The sequence below is a fragment of the Gottfriedia acidiceleris genome, from assembly GCF_036421055.1.
Lineage (GTDB): Bacteria > Bacillota > Bacilli > Bacillales > Bacillaceae_G > Gottfriedia > Gottfriedia acidiceleris_C.
In genome coordinates this window covers 41487-61071 of sequence record NZ_JAZGQS010000010.1, presented here as the reverse complement: position 1 = coordinate 61071, position 19585 = coordinate 41487, and the positions used below count along the sequence as shown (strand labels likewise).

Annotated in this window: 19 protein-coding genes; 4 read left to right on the top strand and 15 right to left on the bottom strand. The window is 30.7% G+C overall.

Annotated features, from left to right (window positions below; all coding sequences use genetic code 11):
* Nucleotides 1-137: 137 nt before the first annotated feature.
* Nucleotides 138-2189, bottom strand: a complete 2052-nt coding sequence (gene ptsG / locus RAH41_RS15900; protein ID WP_331223839.1) for a glucose-specific PTS transporter subunit IIBC — start codon at nucleotides 2187-2189, stop codon at nucleotides 138-140.
* Between the two features lie 285 nt (nucleotides 2190-2474).
* The gene (gene glcT / locus RAH41_RS15895; RefSeq protein ID WP_419471619.1) at nucleotides 2475-3326 is read right to left on the bottom strand and encodes a glucose PTS transporter transcription antiterminator GlcT; all 852 of its coding nucleotides are present in this window, start codon (nucleotides 3324-3326) and stop codon (nucleotides 2475-2477) included.
* 181 nt (nucleotides 3327-3507) lie between these two features.
* Between glcT and RAH41_RS15890 the strand changes: the two genes are divergently transcribed.
* The gene (locus RAH41_RS15890) at nucleotides 3508-4290 is read left to right on the top strand and encodes a Cof-type HAD-IIB family hydrolase (RefSeq protein WP_331223836.1); all 783 of its coding nucleotides are present in this window, start codon (nucleotides 3508-3510) and stop codon (nucleotides 4288-4290) included.
* Between the two features lie 347 nt (nucleotides 4291-4637).
* Here the strand turns inward: RAH41_RS15890 and RAH41_RS15885 are convergent, their stop codons facing one another.
* The 6 genes from RAH41_RS15885 to RAH41_RS15860 form a co-directional block, all read right to left on the bottom strand.
* Nucleotides 4638-5375 (bottom strand): GntR family transcriptional regulator, encoded by a 738-nt coding sequence (locus RAH41_RS15885; protein ID WP_331223833.1) that lies wholly within the window; start codon nucleotides 5373-5375, stop codon nucleotides 4638-4640.
* A complete protein-coding gene (nagB, locus tag RAH41_RS15880) occupies nucleotides 5375-6085 on the bottom strand; it encodes a glucosamine-6-phosphate deaminase (RefSeq protein WP_331223831.1) in 711 nt (236 codons plus the stop codon). The genes RAH41_RS15885 and nagB overlap by 1 nt, the downstream gene beginning before the upstream one ends.
* On the bottom strand, nucleotides 6082-7218 hold the full coding sequence (gene nagA / locus RAH41_RS15875; RefSeq protein ID WP_331223829.1) for an N-acetylglucosamine-6-phosphate deacetylase: 1137 nt from the start codon (nucleotides 7216-7218) through the stop codon (nucleotides 6082-6084). Before nagA ends, nagB begins: the two co-directional genes overlap by 4 nt.
* A gap of 222 nt (nucleotides 7219-7440) precedes the next feature.
* A complete protein-coding gene (locus tag RAH41_RS15870; protein ID WP_331223827.1) occupies nucleotides 7441-8331 on the bottom strand; it encodes a ComEC/Rec2 family competence protein in 891 nt (296 codons plus the stop codon).
* A gap of 182 nt (nucleotides 8332-8513) precedes the next feature.
* Nucleotides 8514-9335, bottom strand: coding sequence for an HAD family hydrolase (locus tag RAH41_RS15865; protein WP_331223825.1), 822 nt, complete (start codon nucleotides 9333-9335; stop codon nucleotides 8514-8516).
* Between the two features lie 10 nt (nucleotides 9336-9345).
* A complete protein-coding gene (locus RAH41_RS15860; RefSeq protein ID WP_331223823.1) occupies nucleotides 9346-10074 on the bottom strand; it encodes a hypothetical protein in 729 nt (242 codons plus the stop codon).
* Nucleotides 10075-10369: 295 nt separating this feature from the next.
* Here RAH41_RS15860 and deoD point away from each other — a divergent pair, with 295 nt between their 5' ends.
* On the top strand, nucleotides 10370-11077 hold the full coding sequence (gene deoD, locus RAH41_RS15855) for a purine-nucleoside phosphorylase (protein ID WP_331223821.1): 708 nt from the start codon (nucleotides 10370-10372) through the stop codon (nucleotides 11075-11077).
* 298 nt (nucleotides 11078-11375) lie between these two features.
* Nucleotides 11376-11789, top strand: a complete 414-nt coding sequence (locus RAH41_RS15850) for a disulfide oxidoreductase (RefSeq protein WP_331223819.1) — start codon at nucleotides 11376-11378, stop codon at nucleotides 11787-11789.
* On the opposite strand, the gene RAH41_RS15845 is transcribed toward RAH41_RS15850, so the two are convergent.
* A complete protein-coding gene (locus RAH41_RS15845) occupies nucleotides 11786-12634 on the bottom strand; it encodes a DUF72 domain-containing protein (protein WP_331223818.1) in 849 nt (282 codons plus the stop codon). The genes RAH41_RS15850 and RAH41_RS15845 overlap by 4 nt on opposite strands.
* Before the next feature lie 125 nt (nucleotides 12635-12759).
* On the opposite strand from RAH41_RS15845, the gene RAH41_RS15840 reads away from it, so the two are divergent.
* A complete protein-coding gene (locus RAH41_RS15840; RefSeq protein WP_331223817.1) occupies nucleotides 12760-13983 on the top strand; it encodes a two-component system sensor histidine kinase NtrB in 1224 nt (407 codons plus the stop codon).
* A gap of 81 nt (nucleotides 13984-14064) precedes the next feature.
* Here the strand turns inward: RAH41_RS15840 and RAH41_RS15835 are convergent, their stop codons facing one another.
* The 6 genes from RAH41_RS15835 to RAH41_RS15810 form a co-directional block, all read right to left on the bottom strand.
* Nucleotides 14065-15033, bottom strand: a complete 969-nt coding sequence (locus RAH41_RS15835) for a quinone oxidoreductase (protein ID WP_331223816.1) — start codon at nucleotides 15031-15033, stop codon at nucleotides 14065-14067.
* Nucleotides 15034-15051: 18 nt separating this feature from the next.
* Nucleotides 15052-16020: a class 1b ribonucleoside-diphosphate reductase subunit beta gene (gene nrdF / locus RAH41_RS15830; protein WP_331223815.1), complete on the bottom strand. Its 969-nt coding sequence runs from the start codon at nucleotides 16018-16020 to the stop codon at nucleotides 15052-15054.
* 157 nt (nucleotides 16021-16177) lie between these two features.
* Entirely contained in the window at nucleotides 16178-18262 is a 2085-nt protein-coding gene (gene nrdE, locus RAH41_RS15825; protein ID WP_331223814.1) for a class 1b ribonucleoside-diphosphate reductase subunit alpha, read from the bottom strand.
* On the bottom strand, nucleotides 18249-18608 hold the full coding sequence (gene nrdI, locus RAH41_RS15820) for a class Ib ribonucleoside-diphosphate reductase assembly flavoprotein NrdI (RefSeq protein ID WP_025671746.1): 360 nt from the start codon (nucleotides 18606-18608) through the stop codon (nucleotides 18249-18251). The genes nrdE and nrdI overlap by 14 nt, the downstream gene beginning before the upstream one ends.
* A 358-nt stretch (nucleotides 18609-18966) precedes the next feature.
* A complete protein-coding gene (locus RAH41_RS15815; RefSeq protein ID WP_331223813.1) occupies nucleotides 18967-19161 on the bottom strand; it encodes a hypothetical protein in 195 nt (64 codons plus the stop codon).
* An 89-nt stretch (nucleotides 19162-19250) separates the two neighbouring features.
* Nucleotides 19251-19559, bottom strand: a complete 309-nt coding sequence (locus RAH41_RS15810; RefSeq protein WP_331223811.1) for a spore germination protein GerW family protein — start codon at nucleotides 19557-19559, stop codon at nucleotides 19251-19253.
* Nucleotides 19560-19585 lie beyond the last annotated feature (26 nt).

Sequence of the window (19585 nt, the reverse complement as noted above, 5' to 3'; positions counted from 1 at the left end):
TTATCTCCTTTGTGATTAAATCTACATTTTTGGTATAGACGTTTGGCCTACTATAAATATTCTATTAAAAGGGGTGCATAGTGTCAACTATACTACCCCTTTTAAAATTAAACATTTTTCGTCTATTTAATTAGATTTTATTTAATCTTAATGATGCCTACTTCACCTTTTGATTGCTTACCTGGTTTTTCAATTACAATTTGTTGTCCTTCAGGTAAGTTTGTAAATACAACAGGTGTAATTGTAGAAGGTGCATTTTCACGAATAAAGTGTAAATCAATTTTAACTAATTGTTGACCTTTTGTTACTTTCTCACCTTGCGATACCAGTACTTCAAAGCCTTCACCATTTAGTTTTACAGTATCAATACCAATATGGATTAAAATTTCTTTTCCACCATTTGATAAAATACCAATCGCATGTTTTGTTGGGAATACATTTACGATTTCGCCATCTACTGGAGAAACAACTGTACCTTCTGATGGAATAATCGCAAATCCATCACCCATCATTTTTCCAGAAAATACCTGATCAGGTACTTCTGTAATTGGGATAATTTCCCCTTCAATTGGATTAATAATCGCTTCTTCAATAGTAGTATCTACTGCTGAAGCTGTTTCTTTATGTGCTTCTTGACTAGCAACTGGTGTTTTTCCAGTCATTATGTCTTTAATTTGTGATTTTAATGTGTCTGATTTAGGTCCAAAAATTGCTTGAATATTATTTCCAACTTCAAGAACTCCAGCTGCACCTAATGCTTTTAAACGATCTTTGTTTACTTCATCTTTTGAATTAACTTGTACTCGTAATCGTGTAATACATGCATCTAATGAAGAAATATTACTTTTTCCACCTAATGCTTGTAAAATTTCATATGGTAATTCATTAGCTGGAGTATTACTTGTAGTATCTTCAGCGATTGCGTCTTCACGTCCTGGAGTTTTTAAATCCCATTTTCTAATTGCAAATCGGAAACCGAAGTAGTAAATCACTGCTAATACTAAACCGACGATGATTACCCACCACCAGCCAGTTCTATTCGGTAAAACACCAAATAATAAGAAGTCAATTAGACCCCCTGAGAAAGTCATACCAATTTTAACATTTAATAATTGCATAATCATAAATGATAAACCAGCAAAAATTGCATGAATTCCAAATAATACTGGAGCAACAAATAAGAATGAGAATTCAATTGGCTCTGTAATACCAGTTAAGAATGAAGTTAATGCTGCTGATGCTAAAATACCACCAGCGATTTTTTTATTTTCAGGTTTTGCTTCATGATACATAGCTAATGCAGCAGCTGGTAAACCAAACATCATGAATGGGAATTTACCTACCATGAATGTACCAGCAGTTAATTTTACTCCGTCTTTTAATTGAGCAAAGAAGATTTTTTGATCCCCGTGTACAACCATACCTGTTTTATCAGTATATGAACCAAACTCAAACCAGAAAGGTGCGTAGAAAATATGATGTAAACCAAATGGAATTAATGAACGTTCAATCACACCAAAGATGAATGCTGATAATGTTAAGTTCGCATCAATCATATTATGTGAAAATGTATTTAAACCGTGCTGAATTGGCGGCCAAATAAAGCACATTAAAATACCAAGTAATACTGAAAACGCTGCTGTAGCAATTGGTACAAATCGCTTACCTGCAAAGAAACCTAAGTATGATGGCAAATCTATTTCATAATATTTATTGTAAGCCCAGGCAGCTAAAATACCTACGATAATCCCACCAAAAACACCCGTTTGTAATGTAGGAATTCCTAATACATATGCAAATGATGGATCATCAAATTTAGCAATATTTAATGTTTTATCTAAAACAACATATTGTCCAACATCTTTGAACACACTCATTGTTTTATTCATAATCAGGAATCCAACGATAGCTGCTAAACCAGCAACACCTTCTCCCCCTGCTAAACCAACAGCAACACCTACTGCAAATAATAATGACAGATTACTAAAAATGATGTCACCTGATTGTTCCATAACTTTTGCTACTAGTTGGAACCAGTGTGCATCAAGAAACGGTAAGTATTTTAATGTTTGCGGATTTTGAAATGCATTACCGAATGCAAGTAACAATCCAGCAGCTGGTAAAATTGCAACTGGGAGCATAAGCGCTTTACCAACTTTTTGTAAAACTCCAAAGATTTTCTTAAACATTGTCTTCCTCCTTTTATCCAAACAAAAAAGGCATGAGCAGAAAAAATGAGATTATTTAATCCTGGATATAGTTTCCCCTACCCAAGTATAATAATTCACATTTTTTCAACTCATGCCTGATCGAATCAGTAACACGTTTAATGTGTACACTATTCAATTATGTTTTTATGATTTCGCTTTCATTATATCTATAGAATTTAAAAATTTCAAGACAAATTACCTATTTTTTAAAATTATTTATTTACTATGTTAAAAAAGCGCCAAATTCTATTTAGGCTTTTAAAATTATTTATTAATTTTACTCTGAACAAGTCTTTCTAAGTGTAAAGTTAAGTAGATTACTTCAGCTTCACTTGCTTTTTTATTTAATGAAGCTTGGATTGACTTTAAAATTTTCCATGCTAAATCATAGCATACTGGGTATTCTTTTTTTAAGATTATGCCCAAAGCTGGTGACTCCTCAGATGAATTACCATGAAATATACGGTCAATTAAAAACCTCAAATGACGGACTAATCTTGAATAATGAATACTATCTTTATCAATTTCAATTTGTAAATATTCTTCTATATAGATTACTAAATCTTTAATGATCTGAGAGAACTTATTTACATCTGAAACAACTTCCATCGATAAATTACTAACGATATGAAGAGTTACAAACCCCACTTCTTCAATCGGTAAATTTATATCTATTTCTTTATTTATCAAATCAATAACTTCTTGTGCAATTTTAAAATACTCTGGATACATTGCTTTCGTTTCTTGTAAGAAAGGATTATCAACATTATAGCCTTCTCTAATACGTTTGATTGCAAATATTAAATGGTCTGTTAACCCTATATGAATTTGCTCATTTAAAGTACATCCTGTTCTTTCAGAAATTAAATAAATGGCCTGCTGCAGCGTCCCCATTAATTTTTCATCCATAAAGTTGATTAATGATTTATATTGTTTTTGTTTTTGTTCATCTTTTAAGATAAACATTTTTTCGACTACACCTTCGGAAATTAAATCTCCTCTAGTTTTATTAAAACCGATGCCTTTACCTAGCAAAACTACTTCAGTATGATCGGGATTTTTTGCTATTAAAACATTATTATTAAGAACTTTTTTGATTGTATAGCATGCTGACATCTCTGACATTTTTTTTATCACCCCCAAGATTAAAAAAATCGCTTTTATATCATAACATAATTTTTCTGAAAAAGTTAAAACACAGCTTAAGTTTCATAATTTAATCATATTTTTTTGATAATCTATTATTGTAGGATAGAATATAAAAGTATAAATATAAATTGAGTAGGAGTTAAGAAAAATGATTAAGTTATTTGTTAGTGACCTGGATGGGACGATGTTTCACCAAGGTAAACTATTTGAACATGATGTCGAAGCATTAAAAAAGCTTTTAGATCGCGGTGTTGTATTATGTTTTGCTTCTGGACGGTTAGATTATGAGATCGTAAAAATTATGGAAAGCTTAGAAGGTAATTTTCACCGTATTAGTATGAATGGAACTTATATTTATTCAAATGATGGCGAAGCATTGTTAGATGCAACATTCCATCCAAGTGTAATCGATAAAGTTTACGAAATGATTTCGCAAGATAAATTTTTAATCTATGTAGCTGATAATTCAACATACTATATTGAAGAGAAAACTGATTTAGTTAGAGAAATTGAAAAAAATTCTAGCATGAATGCAGTTGAATTAAAAACACTAAAAACCGATTTAGGTAAATCGATTACACCAAAAAAATATGTAGTTTTAGGTGAAGATGAAGACTTACTAGAGCTACAAAAGGAACTACAAAAAGAACTACCTGAATTTGTAACTTCATTTATTTCTGCTAAAAATTGTTTAGATATCGTTCCAGTTAATGTAAGTAAAGGTTCAGCCATTCAGATATTAATCGAAAAATTAGGAATTCAACCTGATGAAATTGCTTGTATTGGTGATGCATACAATGATATTTCAATGTTTGAATTAACTCCTAATAGCTTTGCAATGGAAAATGCTGACGATGAAGTTAAAAAATATGCTTCGTATATCGTTCCTTCAGTAGCCGAAGCAGTTAAAATTGTTTTACAAATAAAGTAAGAGGAAAGGGTGCTCTAGGAGCACCCTTTTTCTTATGTATACAAGTCCTATTTAGTTAGATAATTTTAGATTTTTGCTTTGATTTAGTATATTTCGGTTTCTCCTTTTTAACTTAAACATGAACTGTTTATGTGTTGTATATCAATCAATTTACCGAAATTTCTTCTATTATTCCTTCTGTTACCCTATATCTTCTTGATTAGTGCCCATTCATTATAGATTTCAAAATTTAATTGTAGATATGACTTTTTTATTTTCAGATACTCCCATTTTAATTGCAGTTTCGGCCTTTTTATTTGCACTTTTTCCTATCTATTTAAAAAAGAGTGCTTAAAAAAGCACTCTTTTTAACGATCAATATCAATTGTAAAGCGATAACGATCAGCTCGGTAAATACAACTTACATATTCAAGTGGTATTCCCTCATCAATAAACGTTACTTGGTGTAATTCTAATGCAGGAGAATCCTCCGCTACCTCAAGAATTAATGAATCTTTTTCTGTCATTAGAGATGCTTTAATCCATTTTGTGGCTTTTCTAATTGAATAACCTAACGTAACTTCAAAGTATTCATATAAGGAATGATTTAATACTTTTTCATCAATTCGATTTACTAATTTTTTTGGTAGGTATGTTGTTTCAATTGCAATGGGATGATCATTTGCTAAACGACATCTTTCAATTTTAAAAATTTCAGAACCACTTTCAATTGATAAAACTTCTGCTAAATATTCATCAGCTTCGATTGTTGAAAAGCCTAGTAGCTTATTAGTAGGGGTCAATCCGATAGATGTAATATCCTCAGAAAAACTCCTTAATGATTTAAGTGATTCCTCAACTTCAATTCCATCTTTCACTGATACAAACGTACCAATTCCACGTTTCCGACTTATTAATGATTCCTTTACAAGATTATTTAACGCTTGTCTTATTGTCATCCTGCTTACATTTAACATCTCACTCAATGTTTGCTCAGAGGGAATTCGCTCACCAGGTTTCCATTCTCCTGAGTTAATTTTAAGCTTTAAAATCTCTTGTATTTGAAAATAAATCGGTAACGGTGAATTTTTATCAAGTTTTAACATTATTTATTACAAAGTGAGTATGCTTCTTCATCAGCAATTATTGTTACATTGTTGTGATTTTGGAGTGCAGTAGCAGGACAGTTTATATCTAATTTTCCTTTTAACATTTCCTTAACTGCTTCAGCCTTTTTGATGCCTGAAGCTACTAAAATGATTTCTTTTGCTCTCATAATTGAACCAATTCCCATTGTTACTGCATGAGTTGGAACATCTTCTTCGTTCTCAAAATAAATTTTATTTGCGTTACGAGTTGATTCTGTAAGTTCTACAATATGAGTAGGTGTATCGAATGGTGTACCAGGCTCATTAAATGCAATATGACCATTCTCACCAATTCCTAAAAGTTGTAAATCTACAGGATGTTTTTGTAGTAACTCTTCATAATTTTTACAAGCTTCTTCTAAATTTTTAGTATTTCCATTTGGTAAATGGTTTTCTTTAAATTTTAAATGGTTAAAAAGTTGTTCTGCCATATAAGTGTGATAGCTTGTTTGATCATCTTCAGCAAGTCCTACATATTCATCTAGATTTACGGTAATGACATTAGACACATCTGGTTTATGGATACGGAAAAGTTCATAAATTCCTAGTGGAGATCCACCTGTAGCTAATCCTAATGTGAATTCCGCTTTCCCTTCAAATGCCTTTACCATTTTTTCATATGCTACTTTTGAAATTTCTTCTGCGTTTTTTACTACGATCACGTTCATAAAGTCACCTCATTCATATTTTTACCTTGTCTAGTTGTATTAATTACGAAGAAATCAGGAGTCATTTGCACAAAATCAGCGTCTTTACCTGGTTCTAAAGCACCTTTATGTTTAAGACCAAATTCTTCAGCTTGGTTTATTGATGTCATTTGTACTGCCTCTTCAGGACTACAACCAGTAAACGCCATAATGTTTCTGAATGCATCATCCATTTTTAAAATACTACCCGCAAGCGTTCCGTCTTCTAATCTTGCACTTTTATTTTTTACAAATACTGGTTGTCCACCTAATTCATATTTGCCATCCTCTAACCCTTTTGCTCTCATTGCATCAGTAATTACACTAATTTTTTTAGCACCTTTTAGACGATATGCTAGTTTTACCATATCTGGATGAATGTGAATTCCATCAGGTATTATTTCTACCATTACTCGGTCATCAAGTAATACATGTCCAACAGTTCCTGCTTCACGATGATGCATTGGTCTCATTTGGTTGTACAAATGGGTAGCGTGCAATATGTTCCTACCTTCAAAATCTGAACGGATCGCATCAGAATGCCCTACTGTGCCAACTACATTTGTGCGTTCAAGCTCTTTTTCTAACTCTTTTGCACCTTCAACCTCAGGTGCATAAGTAACTAATTTGATTAATCTACCAGAAGCTTCTTGCCATTCTTTGAAAAGTTCAACGTCAGGGTTAATAATGTATTCTAATGGTTGTGCACCAGCTTTATTTTTATTAACAAACGGTCCTTCTAAATGAATAAATTCAAAATGAGCACCTAGTTTTTTAGCCTCGTTTAAAGACTTTAAAGCATTTTTAATATTTTCTTTTGATTGTGTCATTGTAGTCGGGAAGAAAGTTGTTACCCCTTCCTTCATCATTTCTTTACTCATCGTTATCATTGAGTTTGGATCAGCATCCATTGCATCGACATCATATGCTCCGTGAATATGGACATCAATCATACCAGGAATTATAACGGTTCCTTTTCCATCAATTATTTCCTCACCATCATTTTCATAACTATTCATATGACCAACTGAAGAAATTTTTTCATCGTAACGAATATAACCATTTTCAATTACTTCTGTACCTGTGTATATTTTCACATTAATAATTGATTTCATTTACTCTCCTCTTTCCTTTGCTTAAGAAGTCTTTACCAATACTCTAATATAGAAAATAGTGTTTACTTATTCATCATTCACATTCATGTATATAAGTACCTTGATTTCTTCATAACTATTTTATGATATATACTCCTAGTTGTCTATACTACTTTATCAATTAACAATAACGTCACAAATACCTCGTTACCACAAAAAAGTAGAAGTATTGGTTTTTGACCTTCATGGATCTACCAATACTTCTTCTTTTTCGATATATAAATTATGACCATTTGTTGATAATTCGATATCCCCGAATTGGTCTGTTGTATATTGCTTAATGCCTAGGTGATTTAACCGCTTCATTACTGAACGATGTGGGTGACCAAATAAATTAAATTTATCATATGAAAGGATTGCGACTGTAGGATTTACAGCAAATAAAAACGCTTCTGAAGTTGATGTTGATGATCCATGATGTGGAATTTTTAGTACTTGAGCATTGATATCCTCATTTTTAATTAATCTTTGTTCCGTTTTTCTTTCAATATCTCCAGTTAATAATATTGAAATGTCATTATATTTAACCTTCAATACAATTGAACTGTTATTATTTGTATACGTTTTTTTCCCGCTATTTAAAACAGTAATATCTACGTTAGGGTCAAGCATTACTTTTTCATTTAACTTTGCAATACTAATTGGAATATTCTTCTGATACGCTTCATTCTTATATAAGTAATAAGAATGTGAATTATATTTTTTCCCACTATCTAGGATTTTTGTTATTTTAACACTATTCATTACTTTTAATAACCCACCAATATGATCGATATCTGGATGTGTACTGACTAATAGATCAATCTCATGAATATGTAGCCGTCTAAGTTTTTTTATAACGACCCCTCCATGTTCAACGTCTCCTCCATCAATAAGGACAGTTTTACCATTTGGTAAAATCATAACCATGCTATCTCCTTGACCTACATCAAAAAAATAAATTAATAACGGGTGAGTAATATAGCCGTAATTTGTAGTTCTTGCTTCACTATTTATTTTATAACTAAAAAAAGCAGTAAAAAAAATAAAGATAGAAAATATGAGAGAGTATCGTTTTCGATGATTTTTGTTCATTCACACTTCCTCCTAACAATATTTTCTCATAGCCATTTCAAAAGTATGTATGATGCCCTTAAAAATAAGTTGGAAAAAAGAGTATACTTGAAAATAGGATTATAATTCAAATCAGTGTTGAAACATCATGCCACTGCACAACAAAAAACTGTAAGCCATTTTTTGCTTACAGTTTTTTTAAGTTACTCAAATACTTCCTCTAGTTTTTTTACGACTAATAATGAGTTACTAACTTGTATAGTTGTTTGATTTGTAATATAAACCCCGTGCATACCTAGTTTTAATGCAGGAGAAATTTCATTAATGAAATTATCACCGATTGACAAAATTTCATGTGGTAAAACATTAAACTTATTCATGATATTTTTAAAATGTTTTTCTGTTTCTACGGGCTTTTTACCGTCCGTAATTTCTAGATGAAATAATTCACTCAAATTAAGTAACTTCAGTAATCTAGTTACATCTTCTCGATCAGAGTTTGTTAACAATACTAATTTTTTAGAATCCTTAACTTTTTCTAGTGCCTCTTTTAATCCTTTTATATAAGGAATACTAAACTCTTTTGTTGCCATATACTCTTTTGTTTTATCATAACAGTGATATACGTCTCTTGCACCGTAGTGATAACTTGCTACTAATGGAATCCACCAACCATCACCTACTGGGATATATGGTAATTCATAATTAATATTTTCAAGATAATTCTCTGGAAGTTCATCTTTAGAAAGTAGCTGACCTTCCCAAGTAAATACTTGTATTGGTTTCAATGTAATTGGATCTAACGAGATAATTAAATCATTTTCTGAGTCATAAATTTTTCCGATTGTTAATGCATGATCATATTCTTTTATTTTTTTATAATCTTTTAAAAAAGAATCACGCTTTTCTGGACTTATTTCATTGGCTAGTAATTTAGCATAGTAATCGTAGTGATCAGTACCATCATACAAAGTACCATCTAAATCAAAAACTAATACTTTCGAATTCATTAATAAATTATGCATTTCCTACTCCTTAGCTTTCTTTATCTTTTACGTCTAAAATAAAATTAAATGATTTTTGATCGTCATTTAATTTAAATTCATAAAATATTTTATACATACCTGCTTCAGGTAAATCAAGTTCAAAGTTTACTTTTGAATGATTATTAGGATTACTAATTAGTTTAAAATATGTTCCTTCATCATTCATAATATAAAATTGCTGATCTGTAAATTTGGAACGTTTTTTAAATTGATCAAAATCAAATGTGATTTTACTCTTCGTTTTTGGAAGAATTGAAGTATATAGTAGAGAAACTCTATATTCATCAGTCTTTTTCGTTAAAATTGCTGTCGGAAATACTTCTTCTTTTTTGTCCTTTTGTTTTTGGAAAATCTTTGTATCAAGCGTTTGATTATTTAAAAATATACTAACATAATAAGGTATATCTTTCTTAAAAGAATACTTAAATGTAAATTGATTATTTCCATTATATACTGGTTCAATGACTTTATAAGATTTTAATTGATTTGTCGTAATAAATATTCTGATTTTTTCACGTTGTAACACATTCAAAGTTCTAGTGGATACGGTTACTTCTTGTACATTTTTTTTAGTTGTTAGATTCCATTTTACCTTTTGAACCTTTAGTTGGCTAACCTGACTACCACTTGATAATATACTATGATTAATTAGGCGATTACTTATTAATAGTATGATTAATATAGCTATACATAGAGCTGCAATAAAACGAAATTTCATAGATCATTCTCCCTTAAATAGTTAAAATTAATAAATTTTTAGTTATGTCAAGAAAGCTGAAATTCTAATTGTAAACTCTTTCATTATTTTATCACCTGTGCAATAATTAAAATTCGCCATAAATTATCTGTATTGGTTAATTTTGACTATAAGTGTTTCTATATTTAATATGTACTACGTCGATCTTACTTTTTCCTTTGTGTAGCATACAAAAGAATGTTTTTTATTTAAATGTAGAAACTAACATACTGATAATGGATGGGCTTTTACACATAGTTTTAAGGAGGAACATTAAATGAGTATACATATTGGTGCGGAACAAGGTGCAATCGCTGATAAAATTTTATTACCTGGTGACCCATTAAGAGCTAAATATATCGCAGAAACATTTTTAGAAGATGTAGTTTGTTATAATGATGTACGCGGAATGCTAGGCTTTACTGGTACATATAAAGGCCAAAGAATTTCCGTTCAAGGTACTGGAATGGGAGTACCTTCAATTAGTATATATGTAAATGAACTGATTAATAGTTATGGGGTAAAAACTTTAATTCGCGTTGGTACATGTGGTGGACTTCAAAAAGATGTAAAAATTCGAGATGTCATTATTGCGATGACGACTTGTACAGATTCAAATATGAATCGTCAAACATTCCCTGGTTTCGATTATTCTCCATGTGCTAGCTTTGATTTGTTAAAGAAAGCGTATGATGGTGCAGTGAATAAAGGGTTAAATGTTAAAGTAGGAAATATTTTAACTTCAGATCTTTTCTATCGAGATAGTATGGACATGTATCAAAAATTAGCTAATTACGGAGTTCTTGCTGTAGAAATGGAAACTACTGCATTGTACACAATCGCAGCAAAACATAATGTAGACGCGCTTACTGTTTTAACTGTAAGTGACCATATCTTCACTGGTGAAGAAACATCTGCACAAGAAAGACAAACTACTTTTAATGACATGATTGTCATCGCTCTAGACGCAGCAATCGCTAAATAGATTAAAAAACCTGGGATTATGGTCTCAGGTTTTTTAGGTGTGTTGAAATATAATCAGGAAATTTTAAAATCACAGATAAAATTCATTGATAAAGTTAAGTTTTGTTAATCTAGCAGTAAGTTGTATTTAACCCTATTGAATGAAATCCACTTCATACAACTTACGTAACAATATAGAATTATTCAAATTCCGCCATTTTAATATGAAAAATTAGTGAACAAACGTCGTTTTTATACCACTTTACATTCAATCAAAGGTACAATAGCAATATCGAAAATCAAATTAAGGATGGTAAGGAATGAAGAAACAGCAATCAATTTTATTTTTCACCTGGATTGTAAGTATTATTGCAACACTAGGTAGTTTATCCTTTTCAGTAATTAATCATTGGACACCTTGTTCATTATGCTGGTATCAGCGAATTTTTATGTACCCAATCGTTTTTATAATAGGTATCGCTTTTTATAAAAATAAAATAAAAGATATTATTTATGTTTTACCTTTATCATTTATAGGTATGTGTATCTCAATCTATCATATTTTAATTCAAAAAGTTCCTGCACTGAAGGAAACAGCAACACAGTGTGGTCCAGTCCCTTGTACTGGAGACTATTTAAATTGGTTTGGATTCATTACAATTCCTATGCTGGCATTTGTTGCATTCCTACTTATTACGATTTGCTGCATTACTCTTTTACGAAAATCAAATTAAAATAATTCAAGCTGCTCGGTAGAAGATGGTCCAAATTCAATACCTAGCAGCTTCATTAATTGTTTAGCATTATCCGCTGCATCTCCACCAGAATTATTATTAAAAAGGATACAAATTTCTTTTGAGTTTTTAGCTAGCTGTTCAATTCTTTCTACCCATTCGTATAATTCCTCTTCATTATATCGGTATAAATAACGTACCTCGCGCCAATTATCTTGTCCATTATGATTCCATCCATATATATTTCGACCATGAAAACGAATTAAAGTTAAATTTGGATTTGTAGGGTGTAATACGATTGGTATGCTACCATTCCCAGCTTGTGGCTCATCACAAATTGAATGAATCCATCCTTCATCCTCCATAAACTTTAACGTTTGCTCATAATAACTCGGATAAAACCATGTCTGATTACGAAATTCTAAAATTGCAGGAAGCCCTTTCAGTTTACTTTTCAAAATTCTTAGTAATTCTACATTTTCTTTTTTGCAATTAAACCATGGTGGAAACTGAAATAATATTCCTTTTAATTTATTCGCTTCAATTAAGGGCTGGATTGATTCCAAAAATGGTGTTAACAGTAAGATTTGTTCTTCTTTAGAATAATTTTGCCTTGAATGGCCAGTAATTCCTCCATACGCTTTAACGATAAATGAAAAGTCAGCTGTTGTTTGATTAACCCATTTTTGATAGTTTGATTGTGGCATAATACTATAATAGGAAGAATCAATTTCAACAATTGGAAAATGCATACAATATTGTCTCAATTTTTTTGAAGAGTGAATCCGATCAGGGTATAAACTATCATGATCGCCCCACCCTGTAACGCCAATTTTTATTTCCATACTTCTCTCCCATTAGTTGTTTCATACTAATTAATTATTTCTAATTTTCATTATAATAAACGAATTAGTTTGATATAATGACTACAGTATCATCTTATTTTAGTAGAAATCGGAGTATAGTGTAAATGATTAACGAGACAGTACAAGAACTAAAAAATAAAATAACCGAGCTTGAAGAAAAAGTAAAATCGTATGAAACAATTTTAAATACAATAACTTCCGGATCTATCTTTTCAAATGAAACTCGTGAATTATCCAATTCAAATCATTTAACTAGTAATACAAGTTTATGGAATACAAATAATGAAACACGTCCATTACATACTAAATTCTTTAACTTTTTATCTAATAGTCGACGAACATTACAATCGATCTACGATGCTTTACCTCATCACATAGTATTTATCGATAAAGATGGGATCATTACGCTATATAACCAACAGGTTGCGATTGATTTTAAAATTACTAAATACGAATTAATCGGAAAACATATTAGAAATTTATTAAAAATAGACGATAAAGACATTTTTTTACTACAAACACTTTATTCGGGTGAAGAATTTTACAATAAGGAAATTTTAAATATTAACTATGGCATTATCAATACCCGTATCATCCGGGATATAAATGGAGAAATATCAAGAGTAATTGGTGTTTTTCATAATTTAAACGAGGCAAGGGATTCTGAAAAGTTAGCAATGTCAGGTAGAATTGCTGCAGGTATAGCCCATGAAGTCCGCAATCCACTTACAACTGTTAGAGGTTATTTACAATTCTTGCAAGAAGAAGCTCCACCTCAATATAAGCAATTATTTAATGATTTATTGATTCCAGAATTAGATAGAGCAAATGGAATCATTACTGACTTTTTATCTATTACAAAGAATGCGAACTATAAACCAGAGCCTATTAATATTAATGATTTTTTATCGAATCACATAAAACAACTATTATATAGCGAGACTGTATTAAATAATGTTAATATTGAATACTCCCTATCTGAGGAATTATCAGGAGCACATATTTTCTTTGATAAAAACCAACTTGTACAAGTTATTTTAAATTTATTTCATAATGCATTAGATGCAAAAAAAGAAGGTCTGCTTACAATTATCATTTCAACTTATATTGATAAAGATTTTATTTATATTACATTAAAAGATGATGGATCAGGAATTCCAGCTTCAGATTTACCATATATATTTGATCCGTTCTTCTCAACTAAAGACGATGGCACTGGACTAGGTTTATCTTTAACTAAAAAACTGATCCAAAATCATAACGGGACTATATGCGTAATGAGCGATAATAATGGTACTACTTTTACAATTACACTACCAATTAAATAGTTATAAGCCTTTGACAAACGCTTGTGAAAATCTATTATGTCAATAAACAAAGACCAAAACATCAAAGTTTTGGTCTTTTTATTAAACAGATAATATGATTTTTCCAGTTGATTTTCTACTTTCTAATAGATCATGAGCAAGCTTACCATCTTTTAAAGGAAACACAGTAGGTTGTTGTACGATTAATTTTTTAGTTACAATCCAATTAAATAGCTCATTACTTCTACGTAGTCTCTCTTCTTTCGAAATTAGTACATTCCACAAGTCTCCACCAGTTAGTGTTTTTGAAGTATCCATTAACATTCTTGGATCAATATGAACTGGATCCCCTCCAGCCATTCCATAAAATACAACTGTACCGTGAACTTTTGTTGCTTCAAAGCTATCCATTATTGTCGATCCTACTGATTCATAAACAACATCTACACCATTTTTTTCTTTTGTAAACTCTTTTATTTGTGAAACCCAATTATCAGTATATAAAAATACTTGTTTCGCACCGATTGATAAAGCTTTTTCCCTTTTTTCTTGTGATGAAGTTAATCCGATTACCTCTCCACCTTTTAAAAGAATCATTTGAGTCAATAATTGGCCAACACCACCTGCTACTGCATGAACAAGTGCAACATCACCTGCTTTTATTTTATAACTATCATTAATTAAATAATGTGCAGTTAACCCTTGTAGCATAATAGACGCAGCAATTTCAAAATTAATTTCATCTGGAATCGGTACAATATGAGATTCCTTTGCAGCAACATACTCCGCATTCGAAAAAGGAACATCTGCAAACGCTACGCGATCTCCTACTTTGTAGTCCATTACATCCGAACCGACTTCGGTAATAATTCCAGCGCCTTCATACCCTAAAATATATGGAGGTTCCCCTGCTAAATGATAATTTCCTTTACGACGATAAATATCTGCAAAATTAACACCAACAGCCTTCATTTCAACTAATACTTCATCTTTTGAAATTTTAGGTGTTGCTATTTCTTCGTATTTTAATACGTCTGATTGACCGAATTCTCTAAAAACAAGTGCTTTCATTTTCATACTTCCTTACATTTAAAATTCAAAAACAAAATCCTCATCTGTTAATTTTTCCACTGTAACTGCTTTTACATACCCATTACCTTTAACAGAGAAGAAATCATGATTTTTAGTATCTGTTTTTAAACCATTTAAAACAATTGGATTAATATCTTCTTCATCAAAATAATAATCAAAACCTAAATTCATTAAGGCTTTATTTGCATTATATCGAATAAACTTATTAACTTCATCTACTAAGCCGATTGATGAATAAATTTCTTCTGTATATTGTAACTCAATTTCATATAATTGAACTAATAATTCCATTGTTTCATTGTAAAGTCGAGTTTTTTGTTCATCAGTAAATTGGTCATAAATTTGTTGCGCTAAAATCCCTACAAATACACCGTGAATACTTTCATCTCGTAAAATTAGATTAATAATTTCACCACTAGCCGTCATTTTACCTTGACCAGCTAAATATAACGGAAAGAAAAATCCACTATAAAATAAGTAACTTTCTAAAAATACACTTGCAACCATTGCCATATATAACTCTTCATCCGAAACATCACGCTTTAATAGATTTAAATAATAAGAAGAAATTAATTCCGATTTTTTCGTTAAAATTGGATGCTCGTCTACCCATTTAAACAAGTCTTCAATTTCATCTTCTGTAGCTAGGGTTGTAAAAATATGTGAATAGCTTTTTGCATGTACTTCTTCCATCGCACCCATAAATGCAAGTACACTTTTTGCTTGTAAATTTTTAAGATGAACTAAGATTAAAGGCATTCCTTCTCCGCCTTGCTTAGTATCTAATAGAGTTAGACCACCTAAAACTTTTTTAAATGCTGATTGTTCCTCTTTTGATAATGTGTTCCAAGTATTTTTATCAGATGAAACGACAATTTCCTCTTCAGTCCAAAACTGCGATAGATTTTGCTTCCAAAATACTAAACTAAAATCATCTTCTTTTTTATTCCAGTTAACAGCTTTCATTCATACTTCCCCCTAATCATAAAGAAAGCTCGATGATATAGAACAATATGCATAATGCATTCTATATTCGAGCTTTTCATTTTAGATCAATAAGTAATTTAATTATGATTCAAATAGATTATGCAACTCTTTTTATAATAAAATCCAATACTACTTTTTATACTGAGCAACTAATACATTCTTCAACACTTAATTTACGTGTACGTGTGTAATATAAACTCTTTAATCCTTTTTTATTAGCATAAATATAGTATCTAGCAAGCTCACGCGTTGAGATATCACTGTTTACATATAAGATAGTACTAATACCTTGATCGACATGCTGCTGAATTTCAGCGATTAAGTCAATTAACTTAAATTGGTTAATATCATAAGCTGATTTATAATACCAGAAGCTATTTTTTGATAAATATGGCATCGGATAGTAAGTTGTTGAATTTGCGTATGTTCTAGATTCAATAACATTTACAATTGGCATAACCGATGAAGTAGCATTTTGAATATAGCTAATCGATTGAGTAGGCGCGATTGCTAAACGATAACTATTATATAATCCATACGCTTGTACTTGCTTACTTAATGTAACCCAGTCAAATTCATTCGGAATATAGATCCCATTGAATAATTCCTTCACTTTATCTGTTTTAGGTTCAAACGATTTTGAAGTATACTTTTCAAAATAAGTACCTTTAGCATATTCACTCTTTTCAAATTCCTTAAACGTTTTACCAGTTTCTTTTGCGATTAGCATACTTTTTTCTATAGAATAAAAATTTACCATCATAAAGAACGTATTCGCAAAATCTTTAGCCTCAGCACTTTCATATGAAATTCCATTTTTCGCTAAAAATCCATGCAAATTCATTGCACCTAGACCAACCGAATGAAGTTCTTCATTTGCCTTTTTAACAGTAGGTGCATTCTCTATTTCCGTCATATCTGTTACTGCTGTTAATGCCTCAATTCCAACATGTACAGATTCTCTGATTGCTTTATTTTCCATTACGTTTACGATATTTAATGATCCTAAATTACAATTGACATCACGTTGGATCTGATCTTTTTCACCATAGTTATTGATGACTGATGTTTCTTGTAGTTGAAAAATTTCTGTACACAAATTAGACATTTTAATTTCGCCAATATCCTTTAATGCATGCTGCTGATTCGCATTACTTTTATACATTAAATATGGATAACCAGATTCTAACTGAATCGCAGCAATTTTTACTAAAAGATCACGTGCACTTAAATCTAGTTTTTTCTTTTTAACTCGCTCATTATTTAATAATTCATCATATCTTTCATCTAGATCAAAATCATCTAAATGAATCCCATATTCTTTATAAACTGTATACGGTGCAAATACATAGAATGGTTCATTTTTTTCTGCTAATTCAAAGAATTTATTTGGAACAATTAATCCAATTGAAAGTGATTGAATTCTACTTTTCTCATCGGCATTGATTTTTTTTGTATCAAGAAATTCAACTACGTCCCAGTGGAAAATATTTAAATAGGATGCACCAGCACCTTTACGTTGTCCAAGCTGGTTAGCATATGAAAATGAATCTTCTAATAGCTTCATAACAGGAACAACACCACTTGCAGCGTTATCAATTTCCTTAATTTGCTCTCCACGTGCTCTAAGTTTTGATAGATTTAGTGCAACACCACCGCCGATTTTTGACAGTTGCATTGCCGTATTAATTTGAAATCCTATTGAATTTAAACTATCATCCATTTCTAGTAAAAAACATGACACCAATTCGCCTCTTCTACTTCTTCCAGCATTTAAGAATGTTGGAGTAGCTGGCTGATAGTTCTGTTGAATCATCATTTTGGCTAATTTCAATGCTTTTTCAATATTGCCTCTTCCCAGATATAGCGAAACGATCGCAATTCGATCTTCATATCCTTCTAAGTAATGCTTTCCATCATTTGTTTTTAATGCGTAATCTTTAAAGAATTTTGATGCGGCCATATATGATTGAAAAGTGAATCCTGCATTGTATACTAACCCATATAATTTTTCTATTTCATCAAAGGAGTAATCCATCTCAACATTATAATAGTAGTTTTCTTGAATCATATAGTTTAAGCGTTCTTTTAAAGAAGAAAACTGAATCTTTTTATCTTCAACTTCTTTTAAGAAACATAGAAGCGCTTCTTTATCTTTTGCGAGATCAAAAAAACCATCTTTTTTAATCGTCAATTCATTATTCAGCTCAATATGTCTCAAGCTTTTCCACTCCCTCAATAAAATATTGTACATCTCGACTTGTCCCTGACAGTTCAAACTTTGATAACACTGGAACTTGATAGTCTGATGCTATTTTATCTGCACTTGCTGCAAAAGAATCTCCCCAGTTTTTATTACCACTTGCACTAACTGCTTTTAAATACTTCGAATTACTCTCCAAAAAAGTACTTACGTTTTCAGGTACGTTACCAAAACCTGTAGTATAGGTTACGAGAATATACGGTACTTCAATTTTTAGTCCATCTTTTATTTGGATTGACGGCATTCTAACTTTATTGACAAATCGCTTAACATTGCCAGTCATTGAACTGTAAACTATCACCATATTATCACCCTCGTTAATATGTAAGAATATTGAAAATACTTATATTATATACCTACATATTGTATTACCTTTTTAGAACAAACACAATATATAGGTACTGAAATCAGAAAATAAACATTTCGACAATATGTCTCGAAATAAAACAATATATGAAATTTAACAAATTATGGAGAAGAGTGCAATAAAGTGTAAAACGATTTTTTTGTCAAATGAGGTCATAACATTTTCACAAAAAAAGTACTCATTAACACCTTGCGAAATAAGAAAAAAAGCTAAAAAAACTTTTTTTTTTCGCAAACTTTTAATGAGTACACGATTAAAATAATATCATTTTGACTTTAAATTTTAATAATAATCGTTAACTTCTAGCTTCTTCCAAGTAAGTATAAATTACATGGCCTCCATGCTGAGCGATTCCTCGAAAGTGCTTAAAGTCCTCGCGATTAACGATTATTTGCCTAAATGTTAAAAAATTATCTTTTGTAACGCTAATTTCTGAGATCTCGCCTTTAACTAGCTGATCAATCAAATTGATAAATTCATTTTGTTCCATATAATCACCCTTTATTATATTGATCATTTTTTGATGGCTACAAGAAATAAACTCAATCCTAACATAACAAAGAATGTACTTAATGGAAACTAAATCGTTACATCAAGAATTTTTTCTGTAACAACTAAATTCATATTTTTATTATTTACTAAAATTACTTCACTCTTTCCATCTTTTAAAACTAAAAATGCTTTAGGAATTACTTCCACTCCTGTTCCAATACTCGAAAATTCGTATGATGAATGAGCTTCGCCTAGTGCTAAAATCATTTCAAAAAATGGTACTAAAATAATGTTTTCAAAAAATAAAATCGGATCACCTATAAGAGTATTACTACTAATCAAATTTTTAATTTCATTTGAAATTTCTACTTCTAACTCATCAAACCATTCTTTCAACAAACTAACCTCCTGAAAGTGCTACA

Coding starts and splice junctions, on each gene's coding strand:
- ptsG (WP_331223839.1), bottom strand. CDS start 2,189: ATGTTTAAGAAAATCTTTGGAGTTTTACAAAAAGTTGGTAAAGCGCTT.
- RAH41_RS15865 (WP_331223825.1), bottom strand. CDS start 9,335: ATGCATAATTTATTAATGAATTCGAAAGTATTAGTTTTTGATTTAGAT.
- nrdF (WP_331223815.1), bottom strand. CDS start 16,020: ATGAAAGCTGTTAACTGGAATAAAAAAGAAGATGATTTTAGTTTAGTA.
- RAH41_RS15860 (WP_331223823.1), bottom strand. CDS start 10,074: ATGAAATTTCGTTTTATTGCAGCTCTATGTATAGCTATATTAATCATA.
- nagB (WP_331223831.1), bottom strand. CDS start 6,085: ATGAACGTGATCGTAGTAAAAAACGCAGAAGAAATTTCAAAAGTAGCA.
- nrdI (WP_025671746.1), bottom strand. CDS start 18,608: ATGGTGATAGTTTACAGTTCAATGACTGGCAATGTTAAGCGATTTGTC.
- RAH41_RS15835 (WP_331223816.1), bottom strand. CDS start 15,033: ATGAAAGCACTTGTTTTTAGAGAATTCGGTCAATCAGACGTATTAAAA.
- RAH41_RS15845 (WP_331223818.1), bottom strand. CDS start 12,634: ATGGAAATAAAAATTGGCGTTACAGGGTGGGGCGATCATGATAGTTTA.
- RAH41_RS15850 (WP_331223819.1), top strand. CDS start 11,376: ATGAAGAAACAGCAATCAATTTTATTTTTCACCTGGATTGTAAGTATT.
- nagA (WP_331223829.1), bottom strand. CDS start 7,218: ATGAAATCAATTATTAATGTGAAAATATACACAGGTACAGAAGTAATT.
- RAH41_RS15885 (WP_331223833.1), bottom strand. CDS start 5,375: ATGTTAAAACTTGATAAAAATTCACCGTTACCGATTTATTTTCAAATA.
- RAH41_RS15890 (WP_331223836.1), top strand. CDS start 3,508: ATGATTAAGTTATTTGTTAGTGACCTGGATGGGACGATGTTTCACCAA.
- glcT (WP_419471619.1), bottom strand. CDS start 3,326: ATGTCAGCATGCTATACAATCAAAAAAGTTCTTAATAATAATGTTTTA.
- RAH41_RS15840 (WP_331223817.1), top strand. CDS start 12,760: ATGATTAACGAGACAGTACAAGAACTAAAAAATAAAATAACCGAGCTT.
- deoD (WP_331223821.1), top strand. CDS start 10,370: ATGAGTATACATATTGGTGCGGAACAAGGTGCAATCGCTGATAAAATT.
- RAH41_RS15815 (WP_331223813.1), bottom strand. CDS start 19,161: ATGGAACAAAATGAATTTATCAATTTGATTGATCAGCTAGTTAAAGGC.
- RAH41_RS15870 (WP_331223827.1), bottom strand. CDS start 8,331: ATGAACAAAAATCATCGAAAACGATACTCTCTCATATTTTCTATCTTT.